General features: G+C 75.2%; 18 protein-coding genes and 1 tRNA gene. 13 read left to right on the top strand and 6 right to left on the bottom strand.

Annotated features, from left to right (window positions below):
- Positions 1-30: 30 nt before the first annotated feature.
- Together malQ and J1M41_RS09085 are read right to left on the bottom strand one after the other, a co-directional pair.
- Positions 31-3,501 (bottom strand): 4-alpha-glucanotransferase, encoded by a 3,471-nt coding sequence (malQ, locus tag J1M41_RS09090; RefSeq protein ID WP_208011444.1) that lies wholly within the window; start codon positions 3,499-3,501, stop codon positions 31-33.
- Positions 3,502-3,625: 124 nt separating this feature from the next.
- Positions 3,626-3,709, bottom strand: a tRNA-Leu gene (locus J1M41_RS09085).
- Positions 3,710-3,825: 116 nt separating this feature from the next.
- Here J1M41_RS09085 and J1M41_RS09080 point away from each other — a divergent pair.
- On the top strand, positions 3,826-5,151 hold the full coding sequence (locus tag J1M41_RS09080; RefSeq protein WP_206451610.1) for a M20/M25/M40 family metallo-hydrolase: 1,326 nt from the start codon (positions 3,826-3,828) through the stop codon (positions 5,149-5,151).
- A 51-nt stretch (positions 5,152-5,202) separates the two neighbouring features.
- Here the strand turns inward: J1M41_RS09080 and J1M41_RS09075 are convergent, their stop codons facing one another.
- A complete protein-coding gene (locus J1M41_RS09075) occupies positions 5,203-5,442 on the bottom strand; it encodes a DUF5703 family protein (protein WP_036384809.1) in 240 nt (79 codons plus the stop codon).
- A gap of 93 nt (positions 5,443-5,535) precedes the next feature.
- Between J1M41_RS09075 and J1M41_RS09070 the strand changes: the two genes are divergently transcribed.
- The 3 genes from J1M41_RS09070 to mshC all read left to right on the top strand — a co-directional run bounded on the left by J1M41_RS09070 (position 5,536) and on the right by mshC (position 7,990).
- Positions 5,536-5,754 (top strand): hypothetical protein, encoded by a 219-nt coding sequence (locus J1M41_RS09070; RefSeq protein ID WP_036315190.1) that lies wholly within the window; start codon positions 5,536-5,538, stop codon positions 5,752-5,754.
- A gap of 69 nt (positions 5,755-5,823) precedes the next feature.
- Positions 5,824-6,657, top strand: a complete 834-nt coding sequence (locus J1M41_RS09065) for an undecaprenyl-diphosphate phosphatase (RefSeq protein ID WP_206451609.1) — start codon at positions 5,824-5,826, stop codon at positions 6,655-6,657.
- A gap of 64 nt (positions 6,658-6,721) precedes the next feature.
- Positions 6,722-7,990: a cysteine--1-D-myo-inosityl 2-amino-2-deoxy-alpha-D-glucopyranoside ligase gene (gene mshC, locus J1M41_RS09060; RefSeq protein ID WP_036315180.1), complete on the top strand. Its 1,269-nt coding sequence runs from the start codon at positions 6,722-6,724 to the stop codon at positions 7,988-7,990.
- A 22-nt stretch (positions 7,991-8,012) separates the two neighbouring features.
- On the opposite strand, the gene J1M41_RS09055 is transcribed toward mshC, so the two are convergent.
- Positions 8,013-8,963 carry a proteasome assembly chaperone family protein gene (locus J1M41_RS09055; RefSeq protein WP_036315178.1) on the bottom strand — a complete coding sequence of 317 codons (951 nt, stop codon included), beginning with the start codon at positions 8,961-8,963 and terminating at the stop codon, positions 8,013-8,015.
- Positions 8,964-9,054: 91 nt separating this feature from the next.
- Here J1M41_RS09055 and J1M41_RS09050 point away from each other — a divergent pair, with 91 nt between their 5' ends.
- Genes J1M41_RS09050 through dop form a run of 5 tightly spaced genes read left to right on the top strand, consistent with a single transcriptional unit; the run spans position 9,055 to position 15,470 of the window.
- Entirely contained in the window at positions 9,055-9,792 is a 738-nt protein-coding gene (locus tag J1M41_RS09050; protein WP_206451608.1) for an HAD family phosphatase, read from the top strand.
- On the top strand, positions 9,789-10,916 hold the full coding sequence (locus J1M41_RS09045; protein WP_206451607.1) for a site-2 protease family protein: 1,128 nt from the start codon (positions 9,789-9,791) through the stop codon (positions 10,914-10,916). Before J1M41_RS09050 ends, J1M41_RS09045 begins: the two co-directional genes overlap by 4 nt.
- A gap of 16 nt (positions 10,917-10,932) precedes the next feature.
- Complete coding sequence (locus tag J1M41_RS09040) at positions 10,933-11,997, top strand: tRNA (adenine-N1)-methyltransferase (RefSeq protein ID WP_020627227.1); 1,065 nt, start codon at positions 10,933-10,935, stop codon at positions 11,995-11,997.
- Entirely contained in the window at positions 11,998-13,752 is a 1,755-nt protein-coding gene (arc, locus tag J1M41_RS09035) for a proteasome ATPase (RefSeq protein WP_098092775.1), read from the top strand.
- A complete protein-coding gene (dop, locus tag J1M41_RS09030; protein WP_041103801.1) occupies positions 13,749-15,470 on the top strand; it encodes a depupylase/deamidase Dop in 1,722 nt (573 codons plus the stop codon). The genes arc and dop overlap by 4 nt, the downstream gene beginning before the upstream one ends.
- 15 nt (positions 15,471-15,485) lie before the next feature.
- Here dop and J1M41_RS09025 read toward each other — a convergent pair whose 3' ends face one another.
- Positions 15,486-16,079, bottom strand: a complete 594-nt coding sequence (locus tag J1M41_RS09025; protein ID WP_036384793.1) for a cyclodeaminase/cyclohydrolase family protein — start codon at positions 16,077-16,079, stop codon at positions 15,486-15,488.
- A 40-nt stretch (positions 16,080-16,119) separates the two neighbouring features.
- Entirely contained in the window at positions 16,120-16,584 is a 465-nt protein-coding gene (locus tag J1M41_RS09020) for a pyrimidine dimer DNA glycosylase/endonuclease V (protein WP_036384792.1), read from the bottom strand.
- 124 nt (positions 16,585-16,708) lie between these two features.
- On the opposite strand from J1M41_RS09020, the gene J1M41_RS09015 reads away from it, so the two are divergent.
- Genes J1M41_RS09015 through J1M41_RS09000 form a run of 4 tightly spaced genes read left to right on the top strand, consistent with a single transcriptional unit; the run spans position 16,709 to position 19,865 of the window.
- Positions 16,709-16,900: a ubiquitin-like protein Pup gene (locus J1M41_RS09015; RefSeq protein WP_017488237.1), complete on the top strand. Its 192-nt coding sequence runs from the start codon at positions 16,709-16,711 to the stop codon at positions 16,898-16,900.
- Positions 16,897-18,291: a Pup--protein ligase gene (pafA, locus tag J1M41_RS09010; protein WP_206451606.1), complete on the top strand. Its 1,395-nt coding sequence runs from the start codon at positions 16,897-16,899 to the stop codon at positions 18,289-18,291. The genes J1M41_RS09015 and pafA overlap by 4 nt, the downstream gene beginning before the upstream one ends.
- Positions 18,292-18,328: 37 nt before the next feature.
- A complete protein-coding gene (locus J1M41_RS09005) occupies positions 18,329-19,420 on the top strand; it encodes an FKBP-type peptidyl-prolyl cis-trans isomerase (protein ID WP_134377180.1) in 1,092 nt (363 codons plus the stop codon).
- Positions 19,421-19,469: 49 nt separating this feature from the next.
- Positions 19,470-19,865 (top strand): FKBP-type peptidyl-prolyl cis-trans isomerase, encoded by a 396-nt coding sequence (locus tag J1M41_RS09000; protein WP_010078659.1) that lies wholly within the window; start codon positions 19,470-19,472, stop codon positions 19,863-19,865.
- Positions 19,866-19,881 lie beyond the last annotated feature (16 nt).

Raw genomic sequence — 19,881 nt, 5'->3', positions numbered from 1 at the left:
CCGTCCCGGCGGGCCGGTGAGCGCGGCGGCTCAGGCGTCCGGCCCGGGCGACCGCCGCGGCACGGCGGCGACGGCCTCGAGCAGCCCGTCCGCGTAGGCCTCCCACGAGTGACCGGCGGCGTGACGCACGGCGCCGGGCCCCAACGCGGCCCAGGCGTCACGATCCGCCAGGATCTCGGCCAGGGCATCGGCCCACGCCTCAGGGGTGCCCGCCGTCACGTGGCGGCCGGACACGCCGTCGAGGACCGCGTAGACCAGTCCGCCGACCCGGTGCGCCAGCACGGGCGTGCCGCAGGCCTGTGCCTCGAGGGCGACCAGGCCGTAGGTCTCCGACGCGCTCGGCATCGCCACCACGTCCGCCGCCCGGAACTGGGCGGCCAGGGCGGGCGCGGGCACCGGCCCGGAGAACGTCACCAGGTCGGCGACCCCCTCCTCCGCGGCCAGGCTCGCCAGGTCCAGCTCGTCGCCCCCCGAGGCGGCCCCGTTCACGTGCAGGCGCACACCCGGGTCGGCGCCCGTGCCACCGGCCCGCTCGCGCAGCACACCGAGGGCGGCCACGAGCAGGTGCGGGCCCTTGTGCCGCTGCACGCGGCCGGCGAACAGAACCCGCAGGGCTCCGTTGTCGTCCGGGGCGCCCGGCCACTGCGCGGCGCCCTCCGGCGTGAACGTCTCGAGGTCGGCCCCGGGGGGCAGCACCCGGGTGCGGGCGCGGGGCACGTCCAGCAGCTCGCGCAGGTCGGCGACCTCGGCGGCGGAGTTGACCACGAGCAGGTCGGCCCGCTCGGCGACCTCGCGCTCGGCCTCGATCCGCGCGGCCGGCTCGCGCAGCTCGGGGTCCTCGAGCATCTTCGCCGCCGCCGTGGTGTGCATGGTCTGCAGGTACGGGGCGTGCGCCGCCCGCGCCAGCGCCGCGGCGGTGGACCCGGAGAGCCAGTAGTGGCCGTGCACGAACGCGACGGGCGGGGCGTCCGCGCCACCGAGGACGGGACCGCCCGGCACGGCGTCCGAGGCGAGCCAGTCCAGGGCCGCGCGGGTGAACTCGGCGCCGAGTCCCGCCAGCTCCTCCTTGGGCACGGGAGCGGACGGCCCGGCGGCGAGGTCCACGACCGTGACCGGCGGGGCCTGCCCGCCGGCGTCCAGCATCCGGACCCGTGCGCCATCCGCTCCCACCGGCTCCTCCGCCCGGGTCAGCAGGATCATCCGCACGCCCCGGCGGGCCAGGGCCACGGCGGCCTGCCGCACGTAGACGTTCATGCCGCCGGCGTCGCCGCGGCCGGGCTGGGCCAGGGGGGAGGTGTGCAGGCTGACCCCGATCCCCACCGGCACGGACGCCCGCAGTTCGGCGTCCACGGCGTCGAACAGCCGGGCCGCCGACGCCGAGTCCGCCAGGTCCTCGACGGAGACCATCCGTCCGGCGCCGTCGCCGAGCGGCACAGTCCAGTTCGGGTACTGGTCCTGGAGGGTGCCGGGCTGGTTCTGGATGCGCCGCTCGCCCACGGCGTCCACGAGCGCCACGCTGTGCAGGGCCGAGGGCGCCTGCGCGAGCAGGCGGTGCAGGGCCACGATCTGGCGTTCGCGCACCTCGGGGCCGGCGTCGGGGACGTCCACGTCCGCCTCGGCGAGCAGCCCGCGCCGGGCCGCGGCGGCGAGGAACGCGCGCACCTCCTCCGCCGACCGGCGGCGTTCCTGGGCGACGTCCACGGTGTAGAGGCCCAGCCGTTCGCGCAGGTCCACCTGGACGCCCTCGAGGTAACCGGCCGTGGGCGGCAGGTCGTGCGTGTTCACCGCCGCCATGGCCAGCCGCCGGTAGCGCTCCGGCGGGGTGGGCTCGCCGTCCTCCTGTTCGAACCACAGGATCGACGTGCCGAGCACGCCGGCCTCGGCCAGGCGGCGCTGCACCCACGGCTCGAACGTGCCGAGGTCCTCGCCCACCACGACGACGCCGGCCCGCTCGGCCTCGAGCGTGAGCACGGCGAGCATCGCCTCGTGGTCGTATTCGACGTACGCGCCCTGGGTGGCACCGGCGCCCTCCGGGATCCACCACAGGCGGAACAGCCCCAGGACGTGGTCCATCCGGATGCCGCCCGCGCCGCGCAGCACGGTGCGCAGCATGTCCCGGAACGCGGCGTAGCCGGTCTCGGCCAGGCGGCGCGGATGCCAGGGGTGCTGCGACCAGTCCTGGCCCAGCTGGTTGAACAGCTCGGGCGGCGCGCCGACGGACATGGTCGGCACCAGCACGTCCCCGAGCATCCACGCGTCCGCGGTCTCGCGGGTCGCCCCGACTGCCAGGTCCACCATGACGCCCATGCGCATGCCGGCCGCCCGGGCCCGCTCCTGCACGCCGGCGAGCTGCTCGGCGGCGATCCACTGCACCCAGCGGTGCAGGTCGACGTCGGTCGCGCGTTCGACGCGGACCCGCTCCGCCTCGACCCCGCCCGGCGCCCAGGCCGGGTCGGCGAGATCGGGTCCGGTGCCGTCGCCGTCCAGCCGCAGGACGGACCAGAGGGCGAAGTCGTCCAGGCCCGGGCCGGCCTCGGCGCGGAACCGTGCGTAGGCGGCCTCGCGCTCGGGGGAGCGGGGCACCTCGTGCACGCGGCGCAGCGCGGGCCACAGGACGGCGGCGACGGCGGCCCGATCGATCCGGCCGGTGCGCTCCAGCTCCGCCTGGACGCGGGCGCCGGCCGACCGCAGCTCCGCCTGCTCCGCGGCGGGCAGGTCGGCGAACTCGGGGATCGAGGGCACGTGCACGACCAGCGCCGAGAGGAACCGACGGGAGACGGGGGAGTAGGGGGAGTCCGCCGGATGGGGGCCGGGCTCGATCGCGTGCAGGGGGTGCAGCAGCAGGAAGTCGGCACCGTGCCGGGCGACGATCTCGGCCAGGGACGCCATGTCCGCCGCGTCGCCGATGCCCCACGAGTCCGCCGAGGTCACCGAGTAGCCCTGCGCGGCCGCGCCCCAGCCGCGGCGCTCGAGGAAGGGACGCGCCGTGCTCAGCCGGGTCGGGGCGCAGACCAGGACCGCGGAGGCGGTGGAGCCGGAGCCGCTGGTCACCTCCAGCCGGTGCCAGCCCGGGGCGAGGTCGGCGGGGATCTGAACGTGGACGCGCTCGCGTTCGACGCCGTCCACGAGGCGGACCTCGGACACCGGCTCGCTCACGCTCACCTCGAGGGTCCGCCCGTCCTCCGTGCGCACGCGGGCCACGACCGGCTCGCCCGCGGCCACGTGGCACGGCACGGACAGGCGGTGGCCGGACCGGGCGGCCACGGTGGGCGGGAGCACGTCCCGCCAGGGGGCCGTCTCCGCCTCCTCCAGCGCCTCGGCCAGAGCGGCGACCCCGTCCGGACGGACCGACACCCCGAGGGCGGCGAGCACCTTCACGAGGGCCTCGTCCGGCACGGTCTGGGCCGAGCCGTCCTGCCCGACGTACTCGGGCTGCACCCCGTGGGCTCGCGCGAGCCGGTGCAGCAGTGCGGGGGCTTCCAGGGCCATCAGGTCCTCCATGCCGTCGTGCGGTTCCACCGACGGCGCCTGCCGTCGCACAGACACCACTCTAGAGGGGACGCCGGTCCGGGGAACACGCAGGGCCCCGGTCGTGACGACCGGGGCCCTGCTGCTCGACGAGCGGTGCGCGAGGGGGGACTTGAACCCCCACGTCCTTGCGGACACAGCGACCTCAACGCTGCGCGTCTACCAATTCCGCCACTCGCGCTCATCGGTGGAGCCCTGGGAGAGGCTCCGTCGCCCACCGCGTTCCGGTCCTGTCCGGTCCGTCCCGCTCCGGGCAACTCGAGAAAGATAGCACGGGTTCGGGCTAGGCTCAAAACCATGGTCGAGAACATCGAGAACCCCGCCCGCTCGCGCCCCGAGGACCGCGTCGTGGAGATCTGCCGCGACCTCATCCGGATCGACACCACCAACCGCGGGGGCAACGTCTCCGTCGGTGAGCCTGAGGCCGCGGAGTACTGCGCCCGGCTCATGACCGAGGCGGGGATGACCCCCCGCTTCTTCGAGTCGGCGCCGGGCCGGGTCTCCGTCGTCGGGCACCTGCCGGGCTGGGATCCGGAGGCGCCGGGGCTCGTCATCCACGGGCACACGGACGTGGTCCCCGCCGAGGCGGACGAGTGGAGCGTGGACCCGTTCGGCGCCGAGCTCAAGGACGGCATGATCTGGGGGCGCGGCGCCGTGGACATGAAGGGCATGGACGCCATGGTGCTCGCGGTGCTGCGGCACCTGGCCCGCACGGGCCGCCGGCCGCGGCGACCCCTGACGGTTGCGTTCTTCGCCGACGAGGAGGCCGGCGGCGTCTACGGCGCACGCTGGGTCGTGGACCATCACCCCGAGGTGTTCGACGGGTGCACCGAGGCGATCTCCGAGGTGGGGGGCTTCTCCACCGAGGTGCACGGCTCGCGCGCCTACCTCGTGCAGACCGCGGAGAAGGGGCTCGCCTGGCTCAACCTCACCGCGGAGGGCGCCCCCGGGCACGGCTCGGCCCCGCACCCGGACAACGCGGTCACCCGGCTGGCCGGCGCCATGACCCGCATCGGCGGGCACGAGTGGCCGCTCGTGTACACCAAGACCACGCGCGCGCTGCTCGAACAGGTGGCCGAGATCATGGGCGTGGACTTCGACGAGACGGACCCGACGCCGCAGCTCGACGCGCTCGGGCAGGCCCGTTCCTGGGTGGCCGGCACCCTGCGCACCTCGTCCAACCCGACGGGGCTGACCGCCGGCTACAAGCACAACGTCATCCCGTCCTCGGCCACCGGCACCGTGGACGTGCGCCTGATCCCCGGGGAGGAGGAGTCCGCCCTCGCCACGATCGCCGAGCTCGCCGGTCCCGACGTGACCATCGCACCCGAGCACCGGGACGTCGCCCTGGAGACCCCCTTCTCCGGGGACCTGGTGGAGCTGATGATCGCCTCGCTGCAGGCGGAGGACCCCGAGGCCCAGGTGCTGCCGTTCATGCTCGGCGGGGGCACGGACAACAAGTCCCTCTCCCGGCTGGGCATCACCGGCTACGGCTTCGCGCCCATGCGCCTGCCCGCCGACCTGGCCTTCACGTCCCTGTTCCACGGCATCGACGAGCGGGTGCCCGTGGACGCGCTCGAGTTCGGCTGCCGGGTGCTCGAGCGGATGCTGGAGCCGCGCTGATCCGGGCCGCGGGCGCGACGACGGCCGGGGCGCCGTCGTCGCGCCCGCGCCTCAGACCGTCTGCAGGGTCGAGGCCACGCGCATCACCCGGCGGCGCATCCAGTAGCGGCGCGCCCCGTCACGGTAGTGCACGGAGCGCTGCAGCTCCCATTGGCCGTACTCCGCGTGCTCCACGAGGCGCCGCCGGGCGTCGGCGAGGGACTCGTGGGCGGCGACCGTCATCACCAGGTACTCCCACTTCTGTCCGCGGGAGATCGCGTCGAGGGTCGAGGACATCAGCTGTTCACGCACCCGCCCATCCTGGCAGACGGCGTCGGGTCCGGCGGCCGGTCCCGCACGGCCCACCCCTGGCCGCGTCACCGGCCACCGGGTTACCGTTCACCCATGAGCTCTGACGCCCGCATGGCCCTCGAGGCCCTCACCACCGCCCTGAACGAACACCTCGTGGCCGCGCAGAACAAGCGGGGCGAGGACGACCCCGCCGTCGAAGCCGCCTTCTTCGCCGTGGCCGACGCCTTCGAGGCCTACGAGGACGCCCTGTACGCGGACACCGAGGAGGTCACCCCGCTCGACCTCTTCGACGACGAGGACGACGACGACTGACCGTCCTGCTCGTGACGGATCGCACGGCCCCGGGTTCCCACCCGGGGCCGTGGCGTACAGTGACCCTCCGTGACGTGGATCGAAGCCATCATCCTGGGCCTGGTGCAGGGCCTCACGGAGTTCCTGCCCATTTCCTCCTCCGCCCACATCCGCATCGTGGGCGAGTTCCTGCCCTCCGCGACCGACCCGGGGGCGGCCTTCACGGCCATCACGCAGCTCGGCACGGAGCTGGCGGTCCTCATCTACTTCTGGCGCGACATCACCCGCATCATCGGCCGGTGGTGCGCCGCGGTCACGGGGCGGATCCCGCACTCGGACCCCGATGCGCGCATGGGCTGGCTGATCATCGTGGGCTCGATCCCGATCGCGGTCCTGGGCCTGCTGCTGGAGGACTGGATCGACACGGAGTTCCGGTCGCTGTGGATCACGGCGACCATGCTCATCGTGTTCGGCGTCCTGCTCGCCCTGGCGGACCGGCTCGGCCGTCAGACCAAGCCGCTCGAGAAGCTCACCGTGCGGGACGGCGTCCTCTACGGCCTGGCCCAGGCCCTCGCGCTGATCCCGGGCGTCTCGCGCTCCGGCGGCACCATCGCGGCCGGCCTGGCCATGGGCTACACCCGGCCCGCCGCCACCCGCTACGCGTTCCTGCTGGCGGTGCCCGCCGTGTTCGCCTCCGGCCTGTACAAGCTGTACACCTCGCTCACCGATCCCGGCACGCAGGGCCCGTACGGCATGGGGGAGACGCTGGTCGCGACCGCGATCGCCTTCGTGGTGGCCTACGCGGTCGTCGCCTGGCTCATGCGCTTCATCAGCACCAACTCGTACCTGCCGTTCGTCTGGTACCGCATCCTCCTGGGCGGCGTCCTGTTCGCCCTGCTGGGCGCGGGCGTCATCAGCGCCTGAGCCCGCTCCCGCCGCCGGGCATGGCGGCCCGGCACCGCCGAACCACCCCGATCTGAGGAGTCCCGTGAAGTCCTGGAGCACCCCCGCCCCGCCCGCCGTGCCGAGCCGCCCCGACCGGCTGCGGCTGCACGACACCGCCACGGGACGGACTCGGCATCCGGGCAACGACGCGCAGCGCGCCTCGCTGTACGTCTGCGGGATCACCCCGTACGACGCGACGCATCTCGGCCACGCGAGCACCTATGTGGCCTTCGACCTGCTGCACCGCTACTGGCGCGCGGCCGGTCTCGAGGTCGCCTACGTCCAGAACGTGACCGACGTGGACGACCCCCTGCTCGAGCGGGCCGAGGCGACCGGCGTCGACTGGCGCGCGCTCGCCGAGGAGCAGACCGACCTGTTCCGTGCGGACATGGCCGCCCTCGAGGTGCTCGCCCCGGACCACTACGTCGGCGCGACCGAGGCGGTGGGCCTGGTGGTGGACGCCGTCGAGACGATGCTGGCGGCGGGCCGGGCCTACCGCGTGCCGGGCGGCGACGGCGAGCCCGACGGGGACGTCTACTTCGACGTCCGCGCGGCCCAGTCCGCGACCGACTGGCGCCTCGGACAGGTCTCCGCGATGGGCCTGGACGAGATGGCCGCGGTGTTCCCGGAGCGGGGAGGCGATCCCGACCGCCCCGGCAAGCGCGACCCGCTGGACCCGCTGCTGTGGCGCGTGCACCGCGAGGGCGAGCCTGCCTGGGACGGGCGGTCGCTCGGCTCCGGCCGGCCCGGCTGGCACATCGAGTGCTCCGTGATCTCCCGGGCCCACCTGCCGGCGCCGTTCACGGTGCAGGGCGGCGGCTCCGACCTGCGGTTCCCGCACCACGAGTTCTCCGCCGCGCACGCCACCGCCGTCGACGGCCTGCCGCTCGCGCACACCTACGCGCACACCGGCATGGTGGCCCTGGACGGCGAGAAGATGTCCAAGTCCCTCGGCAACCTCGAACTCGTCTCCCGCCTGCGGGCGCGGGGCGTCGAGCCGGTGGCCGTCCGCGCGGCGATCCTCGCGCACCACTACCGGTCGGACTGGGAGTGGTCCGAGCAGGTGCTGGCCGACGCCCAGGCGCGGGTGGCCCGTTGGCGCGCCGCCCTGGACGGACCGCATGCCGCCGCCGGCGTCGCCGTGCTGGACGCGGTGCACGCGGCGCTCTCGGACGACCTCGACGCCCCCCGCGCGCTGGAGGCCCTCGACGCATGGGCGGCCGGCACCCTGCCGGGCCTGGCCGAGGCCGCCGCCGACCCGCTGCCGGTGGTCGACGTCGTGGCGGCGCTGCTGGGTCTGCGCCTGCGCTGACCCCGCCGGGCGCGGCCGGGCGTCAGCGTCCGCCGCGCCCGCGCAGATAGCGCTCGAACTCCCGCGCGATCGACTCGCCCGAGGCCTCCGGCAGCTGCTGGGTGTCCTGGGCCTCCTCGAGCTGCCGGACGTAGGCGGCGACGTCGGGGTCCTCGGCGGCCAGCTCGTCCACGCCGCGCTGCCAGGCCCTCGCGTCGTCCTCGAGCCCGCGCGTGGACACGCTCACGTGCAGCAGGTCCTCGACCGCCTCGACCAGCCCGAGCAGCGTCTTGGGGGAGGGCGCCTGGGCCACGTAGTGGGGCACCGTCCCCCACAGCGAGAGGCTCGGCAGGCCGCGGCGCGCGGCCTCGTCCGCGATGACGCCGATGATCCCGGTGGGCCCCTCGTAGACCGGACGGTCCGCGCCGACGGCCACCCGCACGTCCACGAGCGGCGAGGTCGGGCGGGCGCGCAGGGGCCGGGTGTGGGGCACGTCCGCCAGCAGCGCGCCCAGCGTCACGACGGCGTCCACGTCACGCGCGTCGGCCGCCGTGAACAGCTCCTCGAGGAACGCGCGCCACCGCACGTTCGGCTCCACGCCGACGGCGAGGAGCACACGCACCCCGTCCGGCGGGGCAGCCTCGCCCGCGACGGGCCGACCCTCACGGTCCAGGAGCGCCTCGTGCAGGGTGACCGCCGGCCAGTCCAGCGTCCCCAGCCCGTCGGCGTCGCGCCGGACCAGGGGTCGAGTGACCTGGTAGTCGTAGAACTCGCCGTCGCACACCCGTCCCGCGTCCGCCGCGTCCCACTGCTCCCGCAGCGCGCCCAGGGCCCCGGTCGCGGCCTCCCCGGCGTCGTTCCACCCCTCGAAGGCCAGCAACAGGACCGTGGGGGCCCGCCGCCCGGCCTCGAGCTCGTCCACGGTCGCCGTCAGGTGGGTCCGCAGCGGGCCCAGGACGTCGTCCGGCTGGTCCTCGGAGGTAGCGTCGGTCATGGCGGCCAGCCTAGACACGGCCCGACGACGGGGCCACGGCCCGCGACCCGCCCCGCACACCCCGGCGGCGGCGCTCGATAGGATGCACTCCATGCCACTCCACCTTGCTCTTCCGGACGACCGTGCCCGCCGCCTGCCGCGCGCCGTCCTGTGGGACATGGACGGCACCCTCGTGGACACCGAGCCCCTGTGGAACGCCGTCCAGCGTCGGCTGGTGGTCGAGCACGGCGGCACCTGGTCGGAGGACCTGGCCGCCTCCCTCGTGGGACGCCCCCTCGACGAGGGAGCGCGCCGTCTGCAGGAGGCCGGGCTGGACCTGCCCGTGCAGCGGATCATCGACCTGACGATGGACGAGGTCGTCCAGGGGGTCGTCAGCGGGGTGCCGTGGCGGCCGGGCGCCCGGGAGCTGCTCGTCGCGCTCGCCGAGGCCGGCGTGCCGGGCGCCCTCGTGACGATGTCCCATGCCCCGCTGGCCCGCGCGCTGGCCGAGCGGGCGCCGGCGGGCACGCTGGACGTCGTCGTCTCGGGGGACATGGTCTCCCGGGGCAAGCCCGACCCGGAGGCGTACCGGCTGGGCCTGCAGCTGCTGGCCGAGCGGACACCGGGGCTGACGGCCGCCGACTGTGTGGCGGTCGAGGACTCCCCGGTGGGCGTCGGCGCGGCCGTGGCCGCGGGCCTGCCGACGGTCGGCGTGCCCAGCGTGCTGCCGCTGCCGGCAGGGCTCGCGACCGTCGAGTGGACGACGCTCGCCGGCCGCACGCCGGCCGACCTCGCCGCGGTCCGCCGGATCGCCGCCGCGCGCGGGCCCGGGGCGGACGGGGCCGGATGAGCGGGCTCGCCTCCGTCCGGCTGGGCACGATCGCCGGCGCGCCGGTGCGCCTGTCCTGGTCCTGGCTCCTGATCGCCGCGGTCATCACCCTCGCGTTCGGCCCGCAGATCCAGCGCGCGCTGCCCGCGATCGGCAGCGTCGCCTACGGGGTCGCCCTGGGGTACGCCGTGCTCCTGGCCCTCTCCGTCCTGGTCCACGAGGCCGCCCACGCCCTCACCGGCCGCGCCTTCGGCCAGCGCACCGAGGAGATCGCGCTCACCCTGTGGGGCGGGCACACCCAGTTCCGCAGCCCGTCCGCTCGACCGCTGGACACGGTCCTCACCGCGATGGCCGGCCCCGCCGCGAACCTCGTGCTCGCGGGCCTCGCCCATCTGGCGGCCCGCGCCGTGCCCGGCCCGTCCGTTCCCGCCCTGCTGCTCGAGGTCACGGTGTGGGCCAACCTCCTCCTGGCCGCGTTCAACGCGCTGCCGGGCACCCCGCTCGACGGCGGCCGCATGGTCGAGTCCGCCGTCTGGGCCGCCACCGGCTCCCGGGCCCGTGGCGTCGAGGCGGCCGGCTGGGCCGGGCGCGTCGTCGCGGTGGGCGTCCTCGCGGCGGTGCTCGGCCCCCCGACCCTCGCGGGCCGCGCGCCGGACCTGTTCGTCGTCCTCCTGGTGGCCTGGGTCGCCCTCACCCTGTGGCGGGGCGCGGACGACGCCGTGCGCCACGGGCGCTGGAGCCGCCGGCTGGAGGCCCTGCGGCTCGAGCAGGTCGAGGCGCCCGCCATCGCCCTGCCCGAGCACCTCAGCGTCGCCGAGGCCCTGGCCCAGGCGGACGGCGGCCGCCGCGCCGTCGTGGCCGTGGACGGGGCCGGTCGGCCCCGCGGCGTGCTGGACCACACGGCCGCGGCGGGCCTCACCCCGGCGCGCCGCACGACCACCGCCCTGGCCGCGGTCGCCGTCGCGCTGGCCCCGGAGGCCGTCCTCGTCCGCGATGACGTCCCCGCCGCCGGTCCCGACCTGGCCGCCCGCCTGGCCGACCCCCAGACCCCCGTGTGGGTGCTGACCGACGCGCACGGCCTCGTGCGCTCCGTGGTGCCCCGCGAGACGATCCTCGCCGCCGTCGACGCGACGCGGCGTCCCTGAACCGAAGGAGCCCCCCATGACCGAACCCACCGGCGTGAGCGCGCGCCGCGGCCCCCTGCGGGCCGGCCAGCGCGTGCAGATCAAGGACGCGAAGGGCCGCCTCAACACGATCACCCTGCTGCCCGGCGGGGAGTTCCACAGCTACCAGGGCGTGCTGCGGCACGACGACCTGATCGGCGGCTTCGAGGGCGTCGTGGTCGAGAACTCGGCCGGCCAGCCGTACCAGGTGCTGCGCCCCCTGCTGAACGACTTCGTCCTGTCCATGCCCCGCGGCGCCACGGTGGTCTACCCGAAGGACGCGGCGCAGATCGTGCAGCAGGCGGACATCTTCCCGGGCGCCGTCGTGGTCGAGGCCGGCGTGGGCTCCGGCGCCCTGTCCATGTCCCTGCTGCGCGCCGTGGGCGACCACGGGCGCCTGCACTCCTACGAGCGCCGCCCGGAGTTCGCGGACGTCGCCCGGGCCAATGTGGAGGCCTTCTTCGGCGCCGAGCACCCCGCCTGGTCGGTGCACCTCGGCGACGCGCAGGAGGAGATGCCCAAGGTCCACGAGCCGGGCTCCGTGGACCGGGTGGTCCTGGACATGCTGGCCCCCTGGGAATGCCTCGACGCCGTCGCCGAGGTCCTGGCCCCCGGCGGTGTGTGGCTGAACTACGTGGCCACCGCCACCCAGCTCTCCCGCGTGGCCGAGGCCATCCGGGACTCGGGCCGCTTCACGCAGGTCGAGGCCAACGAGACCCTCGTGCGCGGCTGGCACCTGGACGGGCTCGCCGTGCGCCCCGACCACCGCATGGTCGCGCACACCGGCTTCCTCCTCACGGCCCGCCGCCTGGCCTCGGGCGAGGAGGCGCTGCGCCTGAAGAAGCGCTCCAAGGTCTCCGAGTTCAGAGCCGAGGACGTCGAGGCCTGGCAGCCGGCCGACGAGGCCCGGTGGACGCCCGAGGCCCTCGGCGAACGGCCGATCACAGACAAGAAGGCGCGCAAGGCGGCGAAGGAGGCCCGCCTCATGGCCGCGCGGTCACGCGCCGCCGAGCAGGGCGTGGACGCGTACGGTGGGAGGACCCCGACCGGGGAGCAGGACTGAGTGGACGGAGCACCGGTGGACCACCACGCGCAATCAGGCACGGAGCACGCCGAGCAGCGCCTCGCCGAGGCACGGGAGCTGCTGCGGCAATCCCAGGCCGAGGCCGAACGGCTGCGGCACCAGCTGCAGTCCGCCCAGCGGCACGCCGCCGGCCTGAGCGAACGCCGTCGGGCCGCCGAGGCCCAGACGCAGACGGCCGCCCGCAACAACCGGCGCATGGTCGAGCTGCTCGAGGCCACGCGCGCCGAGATCACGACGCTCAAGGAGAACCTGGACGCCGTCACGCATCCGCCGTTCACCTTCGCCACCCTCGAGGCCGTCCACGCCCCGCGCGAGCCCGAGGAGGGCGTGGAGACCGGCGCCGTGGTGCGCGGGGGAGCGGACGTCGTGCAGAACGGCCGGCGGCTGCGCGTGACGGTCTCCCCGCTGCTCGACGCCGCCCGCCTCACCCCCGGCGCCCAGGTGCTGCTGGACGAGTCCAGCTCGATCGTCGGCGTCGCCCCGGGCACGGGGTCGGGTCAGCTGCTGCGCGTCAAGGAGGCGCTGCCCGACGGCGGCCTCGTCCTGGCCGGCACGGCGGACGAGGAGCGCGTGGTGCGGCGCGCGCCCGCGCTGGAGGGCGTCGACCTGCGCCACGGGGACGCCGTCACCGTGGACGCCCGCGTCGAATGGGCGCTGCGGCGGGTCGAGCTGTCCGAGGTGGACGAGGTGCTGCTGGAAGAGGTCCCGGACGTCACATTCGAGGACATCGGCGGCCTCGGCCCGCAGATCGACCGGATCCGCGAGGCCGTCGAGATCCCGTTCCTGCACCCCGAGGTCTACCGCGAGCACGGCCTGCGCGCCCCCAAGGGGATCATGCTGTACGGCCCGCCCGGCACCGGCAAGACCATGCTCGCCAAGGCCGTGGCCAACGCCCTCTCGGCCCGCAGCGCGGACGGCGAGCGCTCGTTCTTCCTCAACGTCAAGGGACCCGAGCTGCTGAACAAGTACGTGGGCGAGACCGAGCGGCAGATCCGCGTCATCTTCGACCGGGCCCGCGAGAAGGCCGACGCCGGCTTCCCCGTGGTCATCTTCTTCGACGAGATGGAGTCGCTGTTCCGCACGCGCGGCTCCGGCGTCTCCTCGGACGTGGAGACCACGATCGTCCCGCAGCTGCTCACCGAGATCGACGGCGTCGAGGCCCTCGAGAACGTGATCGTCATCGGCGCCTCCAACCGCGAGGACATGATCGACCCGGCCGTGCTCCGCCCCGGCCGACTGGACGTGAAGATCCGCGTGGACCGTCCCGACGCCGACGGCGCCGCGGAGATCATGGCCAAGCACCTCACCGTAGACGTGCCCCTGCACGCCGACGACGTCGTCGCGGCCGGCTCCGCGGACGCGGCCCGCGCGACGCTCATCGCCCGGACGGTCGCCGCCCTCTACGACCGCGGCGCGGACACCGCGCTGGCGGAGCTGACGGACGTGTCCGGCACGACCCACGCCCTGCACCTGGCCGACCTCGTCTCGGGCGCCGTGGTGGCCGACGTCGTGGACCGCGCCAAGCGGCACGCGGTGCGCGACTACCTGGCCGCCGGCCAGGCCCCGGCCGCGCTCGGCGTCCGCGAGGGCCACCTGCGCGAGGCCGTGGCCGCGGTGCTGGAGGACCAGACGGATCTCCTGGCCACGGTCGCGCCCGCCGAGTGGGCGCGCACCTCCGGCTGGCGCGGTCCTCGGCTGCGCTCGCTGCGCATGGTCCGGGGGGTCGAGGCATGAGCGCGTTCGGCCGCGGGGCCGCGGACGGCTTCGCCCGGGCCGTCGACGTCGGCCCGACCCCCGCCTTCGAGGGCCAGCGCCGGCTTTTCCACGGCGCGGCCGTTCCCCCGAACGGGCGGGACGCCGCCGGCTGGGGCGTGCACCGGGTGATGGGCACGGAGACCGAGTTCGGCATCCACGCGCCGGCCAACCCGGGGGCGCACCACAGCGTGCTCTCGGTCGAGCTCGTGAACGCGTACGCGGACCTGGCGACCCGGTCCGGCTCGGCGGTGGCCGGCACGGAGTGGGACTACACGGGGGAGTCGCCGCTCGTGGACGCCCGCGGCTGGCGGCTGCCGCGTTCGGCGGCGCACCCCTCGCAGCTGACCGACGAGGCGCTCGTGGGCCCGGACGGGGAGCCCGTGCACCTGCTGCTGTCCACCGTGCTGGCCAACGGCGCGCGCTGGTACGTGGACCACGCCCACCCAGAGTACTCGTCGCCGGAGACGACCACCCCGCGGGACGCCATGGTGTGGGACGCCGCCGGGGACCTGGTCGCCCAGGCGGCGGCCGAGCACATCGGCCAGGCCGAGGGCGCCCCGGAGGTGCTGGTCTACAAGAACAACGTGGACGGCAAGGGCCAGTCCTACGGCGCGCACGAGAACTACCTCGTGGCCCGGTCCCTCGACTTCGAGGAGCTCACCGCCGTCCTGCTGCCGTTCTTCGCGGCGCGGCAGGTGCTCGTGGGCGCGGGCCGCGTGGGACTCGGCCCGGCGGGGGAGCGGCCGGGCTTCCAGCTGTCCCAGCGGGCCGACTACTTCGAGGAGCCCGTGGGCCTGGAGACCACGATCCACCGGCCGATCGTCAACACGCGGGACGAGCCGCACGCCCGCCCCGAGGCCTACCGCCGACTCCACGTGATCATCGGCGACGCGACGCTGAGCCAGCACGCCACGTGGCTGCGGATGGGCATGACCGCGCTCGTCCTCGCGATGGCCGAGGCCGGGACGGCGCCCCGGCTCACCCTGGACGACCCGGTGGCCGCGTTGCAGACGATCAGCCACGACCCGGGCCTGCGGGCCACGGTGCCCCTGCTCGAACGCACCGCGGACGGCCCCGTGCGCCGGCACTGGACCGGGCTGCAGATCCTGCGGTCCTACCTGGACGCGGCCCGCGCCCACTGCGCCGCCTTCGGGGCGGCGGATCCGCAGACGCGCGAAGTGCTGGACGCCTGGGCCGTCGACCTCGACGACGCCACCGCGGATCCGCTGTCCCTGAGCGACCGCGCCGACTGGGCGGCCAAGCTGCGCGTCCTCGAGGGCCTGCGGGCCCGCACGGGCGCGGACTGGACCGACCCCCGCCTCGCGATGGTGGACCTGCAGTACGCCGACCTCCGCCCGGCCCGCTCCCTGCACCGCCGCCTCGTGGCCGCCGGCGCCCTCCGGACGCTCGCCGATGAGGCGGAGATCCGTGCCGCCGTCGCCACGCCGCCGCGGGCCACCCGCGCGTGGACCCGCGGCAACCTCGTGGGCCGCCACGGTGACCGCGTGGCCGGCGCCGCGTGGGAGACGCTGCTGCTGCGCGGGGCGGGGGAGCGGGTGCACCGGCTGCACCTGGCCGAGCCGCTGGTCGGCGCCGCCGTGGACCTGCCCGGCTGGTGGGAGGACGCCGCCGCGCCCCGGCCCGACGACGAGGCGCTCGTGGCCACGCTGGCGCCGCTGTTCGGCGCACGGGCCTGAGGCGGGGGCGGGCGCTCAGCCCGTGACGGCCGCGCGCACGCGGCCCAGCAGGGCGTCCGCCCGCGCGACGAGACGGTCCGCCCGGTCGACGTCGGTGCGCACGATGCCCTCCAGGCCCTCGTCGCGGAGGGGGCCCAGGTTGGTCTCGAGGGTCACCGCGGCGGCGGTGAGGCCGCCCCGGACGCAGCCGAGCGCCGCACCGACGTCGGAGAGCACGTTCGGGTTCGCCGCGTCCAGCACACGCTCGGCCAGGTCCAGTGCACGCGCGGCGGCATCGACGATCCCGCGGGGTGGCCGGACGGCCTCGGCCAGGGCGGCCTGGATCGCGGCCGAGCGCCGGGCCCGGTCCTCCGGGGTGTCGCGGGGCAGCCCGAACGCCTCGGCCACGGCGCCGAAGCCCCGCTCGTCGCCGTCGGCGAGGCCGAGGCACGCCGCGATCAGGCCCTCCGATGCCCGGGCGTCCTCCTCGGCTGCGCTGAACCGGGCCGCCATGGCCAGCAGTCCGGCGCCCTCGGCGACCGCGAGCGCGCCCGTCGCGCCGCCACCGGGGGTGGGCTCGCCGGAGGCGAGGCGGCCCAGATAGCTCTCGATGCTCTCGTCGCGGATCATGCCCCCACGGTGCCAGACCGGGCCCGACCGCGGCCCGCCCTCAGGCGCGCTCCCAGGACGCGACCGGCCCCGGGACGATCGTGAACAGCGGGTGCACGTCGGGGACGGGCGTGTCCGACCACTGTTCGAGCCAGGCGGGGCTGCGCGCGGCCAGCTTGGCGCACAGGTGACGCCACTCCAGGTCGCGCTGGCCCGTGGTGGCCGGGATCGGTGCGAGACCGGCGGGCGGGATGCGCACGGCGCCGTCGGGGGCGGGGCACGGCCGGTCGATCCGGGAGTGGTCGAAGCGATAGCCGCGCGCCGTGGCCTCGGCCTCGAGGCCGGAGAGGAACGCACCGACGGCGCCGGACGGGTCCGGGTGCTCCCGGAACCTCAGCAGCTGCGGGTGGTCCCGATATCCGCGCGTGCGGCCGGCCAGGACGGCCTGCGCGAGCAGGGCCTCGCGCCAGGCGCCCGTCAGGCCCTGGCGGTCGAGGTGGCGGGGATGAAGGGTCCACAGGCGCATGCCCCCATCCTGCCAGCGTGGGGCAACCCGGGGACGTGGGGCTGAAACGTGGCCCGCGCGTGGGGCAGGATGGGTGGACGCGGACGGAGCACACCGACCCGCGTCGACGCACGAGGAGGCCACCATGTCCCAGGAGCAGATCCGCCCACGCCCGTCCGGCGGCGACGACGAGACCGGCGCCGCGGCGGGCCAGGCGCACGTGAAGCCCGCGGCCCAGGACCAGGGCCTGGACAGCCTGCTGGACGAGATCGACTCGGTGCTGGAGTCCAACGCCGAGGAGTTCGTCAAGGGCTTCGTCCAGAAGGGCGGCCAGTGACCGACGCGGACCGCGCCCGCCGGATCTTCGGGCTGGAGACGGAGTACGGCGTCCAGCACTGGAACCCGCAGGGGCGCCCGCTGAGCCCCGAAGAGGTCGTCCGCTATCTCTTCCGGCCCGTCGTCGAGTGGGGGAGGTCCTCGAACGTGTTCGTGGCCAACGGCTCCCGGCTCTATCTCGACGTCGGGTCCCACCCCGAGTACGCGACCGCCGAGTGCTCGACGCTCGACGAGCTCATCGCCTCGGACGGGGCGGGGGACCTGCTGCTGCACGACCTCGTGGTCCAGGCCGAGGAGCGCATGGCCGCGGACGGGGTCGGCGGCCGGATCCACCTCTACCGCAACAACGCCGACTCCTCGGGCAGTTCCTACGGCTCCCACGAGAACTACCTGCTGCGCCGGCGCACCGAGTACCGGCGGCTCACCGAGGCGCTCGTCCCGTTCCTCGTCTCCCGGCAGATCCTCGTGGGCGCGGGCCGCGTCGTGCCCGCCGGCACGTGGCCCGAGGGCGAGGGCCCGGCCCACTTCGCGTTCTCCCAGCGCGCCGACTTCGTGCAGGACGGCGTGTCCTCCTCCACCACGCGGTCCCGGCCGATCATCAACACGCGGGACGAGCCGCACGCGGACGCCTCCGAGTACCGACGCCTCCACGTGATCGTGGGGGACACGAACCTCTCCGAGCACACCCACCTGCTGCGCTTCGGCGCCACCGACCTGCTGCTGCGGATGATCGAGGCGGGCTTCCCGCTCGGGGACCGCGTCGTCGCCCACCCCACCCGCGCGGTGCGGCAGATCTCCCACGACCTCACCGGCACGGCCCGCATCGCGCTCCGCGAGGGGGAGGCCTCCGCGCTCGAGCTGCAGGAGCACTACCTCGAGCGGGCCCGCGCCTTCGTCGCCGCGGAGGGTGCCCACCACGACCGGGTGGGGGAGGTCCTCACCCTGTGGGGCGAGGTGCTCGACGCCGTCCGCACCGGTGACCGGTCCCGCATCGAGGACCGCATCGACTGGGCGATCAAGCTGCGCCTGCTGGAGGACTACCGGGCCCGCCACGACCTGGACTGGGGCTCACCCCGTCTCGCCCAGCTGGACCTGGCCTTCCACGACATCGACCCCGACCGGGGGCTGTTCCGCCTGCTGCTGCGGCGCGGCGCCGTCGCGCGCCTGCTGCCCGAGGACGCCGCCCGGTCCGCCGTGGAGACCGCCCCGCCCACCACCCGGGCCCGTGTGCGCGCGGACTTCGTGGCCCGTGCCCGGGAGCGCGGCCTGGACTACGCCGTCGACTGGACGACCCTGAAGCTCACCGACCATCCGCTGCACGCGATCGTGACGAAGGACCCGTTCGACACGTCGTCGGCCGCCGTCGACCGGCTTTTCGGGCGGATCGCCTGACAGCGGACGTCCAGGACGCGCCATTAGGGTGACACGCATGAGTTCGTTCGAGACCCCCCAGCCCCCGGCGGCCCGCCGCCGTCGCCGCCTGCTGCCGCTGCTGTCCCTCGGCGCCGCGGGCCTGGTGCTGGCCACCGCCTGCGCCACCGGCGACGACGGCGCGGACCAGCCCCACAGCGACACCGCGTCGGCCTCCACGTCGGCCGCCCCCGAGCGGGCGGCCGTCGGCGAGGGCCAGGGGGAGCCGGACGCCCTGACGGGTGTCACCTTCACGGAGGGCGACGGCGGGGCGCCGACGGTCGAGATCGACGGGGAGATCGACACCGACCAGCCCACCACGCGGGTGCTGACCGCCGGCGAGGGGGATCAGGTGCAGGAGGGCGACGTCCTGAAGATGTCGATCGCCGTCGTCGATCCGGCCAGCGGCGAGGTGGTCGCCGAGAACTTCAGCGGCGAACCGGAGGCCGTGCCCGTGGACGACCAGCTCAAGTCCATGAACCCGGAGATCCACGAGATGCTGGTGGGCAGCGGTGCCGGCACGATCGTCGCCGCGTACAGCCCCGAGTACGACGTCCCCGTCCCGCAGACCGAGAGCGCGTCGCCGAGCGCCTCCCCCTCCACCCAGACGCAGCCCGCCCAGCTGTTCGTCTACAAGATCGACGCCATCCTGCCGAAGCAGGCCGAGGGCGAGGAGGTGACCGAGCGGGACGAGCGCCTGCCCGACGTCACCGTGGACGAGCAGAGCGGCCGGCCGAGCATCGCGAAGCCCGACGGCGAGGCGCCCCAGGAGCTGGTGGTCCAGCCCCTGATCGAGGGCGAGGGCCGCGAGGTCGGCGCGGACGACACCGTGACCGTGCAGTACGAGGGCGTGACGTGGTCCGACGGCGAGGTCTTCGACTCGTCCTGGGAGACGGGCCAGGCCATCACGTTCTCCCTCAACCGGGTCATCGAGGGCTGGAAGGAGGGTCTGGCCGGCCAGAAGGTGGGCTCGCGCGTCCTCCTGTCGATCCCGGCCGAGAAGGCCTACGGTGAGCAGGGCAGCCCGCCGGCCATCGGCGAGAACGAGCCCCTGCTGTTCGTGGTGGACATCCTGGACGCCCAGGCGTCCGCCACCCCGTCGGCGAACTGACCCCGTCGGCGAACTGACCCCGTCCACGAGAACCCAAGAGGAGAGCACCGTGTCCTTCGGACAGCGCGACTACGACCGCACCAAGCCCGAGATCGACTTCCCGGGCGAGACCCCGCCCACCGAGCTCGTGGTGGAGGACCTGATCGAGGGCTCCGGCCCGGCCGTCGAGGCCGGCTCCCGCGTGCAGGTCCACTACGTGGGCGTGGCCTGGTCCACCGGCGAGGAGTTCGACGCCTCGTGGAACCGCGGCACCCCGCTGCCCCTGACCGTCGGCGTCGGCCAGGTCATCGCCGGCTGGGACCAGGGCCTGCTCGGCATGAAGGTCGGCGGCCGCCGCCGCCTCGAGATCCCGCCGCACCTGGGCTACGGCGCCCGCGGCGCCGGCTCCGCGATCGGGCCGAACGAGACGCTCATCTTCGTCTGCGACCTCGTCTCGGTCGACTGACCCCGGGCCCCGTGAC

Origin of the sequence: Micrococcus sp. KRD096 (genome assembly GCF_017168495.1) — a bacterium.
Classification (GTDB): Bacteria; Actinomycetota; Actinomycetes; order Actinomycetales; family Micrococcaceae; genus Micrococcus; species Micrococcus luteus.
Note: the sequence above shows the minus strand (reverse complement) of the source record. Positions and strands in the feature narration are given on the sequence as shown.